The following is a 3,225-nucleotide window of genomic DNA, read 5'->3' as shown; positions in this document are numbered from 1 at the left end:
ACAGTAAACCAGTACTTTTGGGTACCCAAGCTGATTTCCTTAGCAACCCCACAAGCAACATATTTGGGTTGTAATGCGAGTCTTTCTAATGCATCATACCATAGCTTTTGGTGCTGCTTTTTGCCATTTCCCCAGCGACTCCTGTTTACATTACTTTTGTAATGTCCTTTGGGTACTCTAATGATAAAATCTATTTTCTCTCTTTTCAGAAAACTCAACCAGTCTCCGCCAATGTATTCACGGTCAGCTAATAATAACTTTTTCCTTAAGTCATATTGTTTTATGGCAGCTTTGAATAATGCTATCCGTTCTTTTTGATTACTTGTTCCTTTTTTATCTAAATCCTGCCACCAGATCGGAATACTTACACCATTATGAATAATACTGAGCGTGAGCAAATGAACTTTTTTGGAGCCATACTCCCAACTTGTACCATCCAAGACAATATAACGATGACGGCGAATATTGCCTATAGTAAAAAGTACTACACTCAAGATAGTACGAATCAAAATCTCCCCATTTTCTTCATTGAAAAAACGAAGCAAACGTTGGTAATCAGATTCAGGCTTGCTGGTAGTAATACCCAAAATGTTACTGACCTTATCCTTGGCTTTCCAAAGATTAGGGGTACGGGCTGCAAATATAGCCGCACTCGTGACGAACAAATTTTTTACAAGGGCAGGACGATGGTTTGGAAAATACTCCTTAAATTCGTCCAAGAGTGATAAAGGATGTTTGGTATTTTGCATTTTACTATATAACATCTTTTTCACTCTATTTTTTTGTTATAATTTAACTATTAGGTTATACCATGTACAGTAGGATGATTTTAAAATAACCCACCAGAGCAACCTTTTAATTATCAACGATTTAGGTGTTTTTTGAGAAAGTTGTTTGAAAAAAGACTGCACTTACTGAACAAAACCACCTTGAGTACAGTTATATACATAACTAATTTATTATGCCGTTTAAAGTCAATGAATCAATAGCCTATTTGCTTACGCAAAACGCCAAAAGAACCAGGACTCATTTTGCCCGGTTGATGAAAGAACACCAACTGGACTTTGGGCAGTCGGGTTGGATCGTGCTAAGCAGACTATGGGAAGAGGACGGGCTTACCCAGCAAGAAATAAGCAAAAGAGCTTGTGTAGCAAAGCCCAACATCTCTAATTATTGTGAGCAGTTGGAGCAAGCAAACTACATTGTAAGGGTGCAGGATGAAAAGGACAAAAGGAATTACCGGATTTACCTGACCCACAAAGGCAAAGAAGCTGAAAGTTTGAGCTGTGCCCTTTCGCAGCAAGCCCACCGAGAAATGTGTACAGGGCTCAACGAAGAGGAAATCACACAACTTAAACACTTGCTGATAAAAATGTTGAACGGATAATTTTTTTACATAAACAGTTATAAACATAACTGTTGATTTATCAACTTATTTTAAACCATAAAACAACTAACATTTAAATGGAACTATTAAAACCAGTACAAATGGGTTCGTTGAACCTTGCCAACCGAGTATTTATGGCACCTTTGACTCGCAGTCGTGCCAATAATGAAGAGTTAGTACCTACCGACCTTCATGTAGAGTACTATGTACAAAGGGCTTCGGCAGGTTTAATTATTACTGAGGGAACTGTAATATCGCCGCAAGGCACGGGCTACATCAATGTACCAGGTATTTATACTGAAGCTCAAGTGGAAGCCTGGAAAAAAGTGACCACCGCTGTACACGAAAAAGACGGTAAAATATTTATGCAGATTTGGCATGTGGGCAGAATGTCGCACCCACACTTTCAACCAGAAGGCAAAGCTCCTGTGGCTCCTTCGGCTATCAACCCCAATGAAGAAGTATTTACCCCTCAAGGAAAAACCAAAACCGAAACTCCACGTGCCCTGACCAAAGAAGAAATAAAAGGCATTGTCCAAGATTTTAAAAACGCAGCGGCCAACGCTATGAAGGCGGGTTTTGACGGCGTAGAAATTCACTCGTCTAACGGATACCTTATCCACCAATTTTTTAACAACTGTAGCAACTTGCGCACTGATGAGTACGGTGGTAATGACGAAAATAAGACCCGCTTTTTCTTTGAGGTACTAGACGCAGTAAAAGAAGTGGTACCAGAAGATCGTATTGGAGTGCGACTCAACCCTATGTTGCATAATCTGATGGGACAGAGAGTGGATGAGCAAACCGCCAAAACCTTTGAGTATGCAATTAAACGCTTGAATGACTATAACCTGGCATACCTACACCTAAGCCGTCCGTTTACCCAACTAGGCGAGGAAGATTATTTTGTACAGGATGTCATTGGGCATTTTGGTAAATTATACAAAGGTTTTTTGGTAGCTAACGCTGGCTACGATGCAGAAAGCGGTGAACAAGAAATTGCCTCAAAACGTGCTCAAGCCATTGCCTATGGGCGTCCGTATATAGCTAACCCCGATTTGGTAGAGCGTTTTGCCAATGGCTGGGAACTTACCGAACCCAACCAAGATACTTTTTATACACCTGGCAAAGAAGGGTACACTGATTACGAGCGCCATGCAGTAACAGCTGAATAGGTTATCATACACTCACCACCCTAAAAATCCCAGGGATCAGGCAAAAGCTTGCATAGCCCCTGGGATTTTTGGGTTGTATACAAAAAGTACCTTTCAGCAGATATTCAACTTTCAACAATTTAAACAATGTTGCTTATATTCGTGGTTTTGTTTTAATACACTTGAAAAATTGAACAACATGAGAAAGAAAGTTTATTATTTATCTACTTGTAATACTTGTAAACGCATCATGAGTGAGGTGGGGGTAGACGATGGTTTTGAGCAACAAAATATCAAAACTGAGAAAATTACTGAAGAGCAGTTGGCAGAAATGCACCAGTTGGCAGGTAGCTATGAGGCATTATTTAGCCGGGTTTCGCGCAAGTACAAGGAACTGGGACTCAAGGATAAAACTTTAGGCGAGGATGACTACAAACAATATATTTTAGACGAGTATACTTTTCTCAAACGTCCTGTATTTATCATTGGTGATGATATTTTTATTGGCAATAGCAAAAAGAATGTGGCGGCTTTGGCTGAAAAGCTGAAGTAAGTCGGCCTCGATTGATGTAAAAAGCGATTGATCAAGTATCAATCGCTTTTTAACTTGTAATTATTTCAATGTATTTAAGTCGTTTATTTTCAGTACTTTATTGCTATCTGATTTTGCAAAAGGTCTAAAAT

At 39.4% G+C, this 3,225-nt stretch carries 4 protein-coding genes; 3 read left to right on the top strand and 1 reads right to left on the bottom strand.

The annotated features are described in order from the left end of the window. On the bottom strand, positions 1–749 hold a 749-nt coding region (locus Q0954_RS33430; RefSeq protein WP_299466255.1), incomplete at its 3' end, for a transposase. 212 nt (positions 750–961) lie between these two features. On the opposite strand from Q0954_RS33430, the gene Q0954_RS33425 reads away from it, so the two are divergent. From Q0954_RS33425 to Q0954_RS33415, 3 genes are all read left to right on the top strand, one after another. Continuing rightward, positions 962–1,387: a MarR family winged helix-turn-helix transcriptional regulator gene (locus Q0954_RS33425; RefSeq protein WP_299466252.1), complete on the top strand. Its 426-nt coding sequence runs from the start codon at positions 962–964 to the stop codon at positions 1,385–1,387. Between the two features lie 77 nt (positions 1,388–1,464). After that, entirely contained in the window at positions 1,465–2,562 is a 1,098-nt protein-coding gene (locus tag Q0954_RS33420; protein WP_299466249.1) for an alkene reductase, read from the top strand. A gap of 178 nt (positions 2,563–2,740) precedes the next feature. Continuing rightward, positions 2,741–3,094, top strand: coding sequence for an arsenate reductase family protein (locus tag Q0954_RS33415; RefSeq protein WP_299466246.1), 354 nt, complete (start codon positions 2,741–2,743; stop codon positions 3,092–3,094). The last annotated feature ends 131 nt before the right edge of the window (positions 3,095–3,225 follow it).

Source organism: uncultured Microscilla sp., from assembly GCF_947493425.1.
Lineage (GTDB): Bacteria > Bacteroidota > Bacteroidia > Cytophagales > Microscillaceae > Microscilla.
Note: the sequence above shows the minus strand (reverse complement) of the source record. Positions and strands in the feature narration are given on the sequence as shown.

Coding starts and splice junctions, on each gene's coding strand:
- Q0954_RS33425 (WP_299466252.1), top strand. CDS start 962: ATGCCGTTTAAAGTCAATGAATCAATAGCCTATTTGCTTACGCAAAAC.
- Q0954_RS33420 (WP_299466249.1), top strand. CDS start 1,465: ATGGAACTATTAAAACCAGTACAAATGGGTTCGTTGAACCTTGCCAAC.
- Q0954_RS33415 (WP_299466246.1), top strand. CDS start 2,741: ATGAGAAAGAAAGTTTATTATTTATCTACTTGTAATACTTGTAAACGC.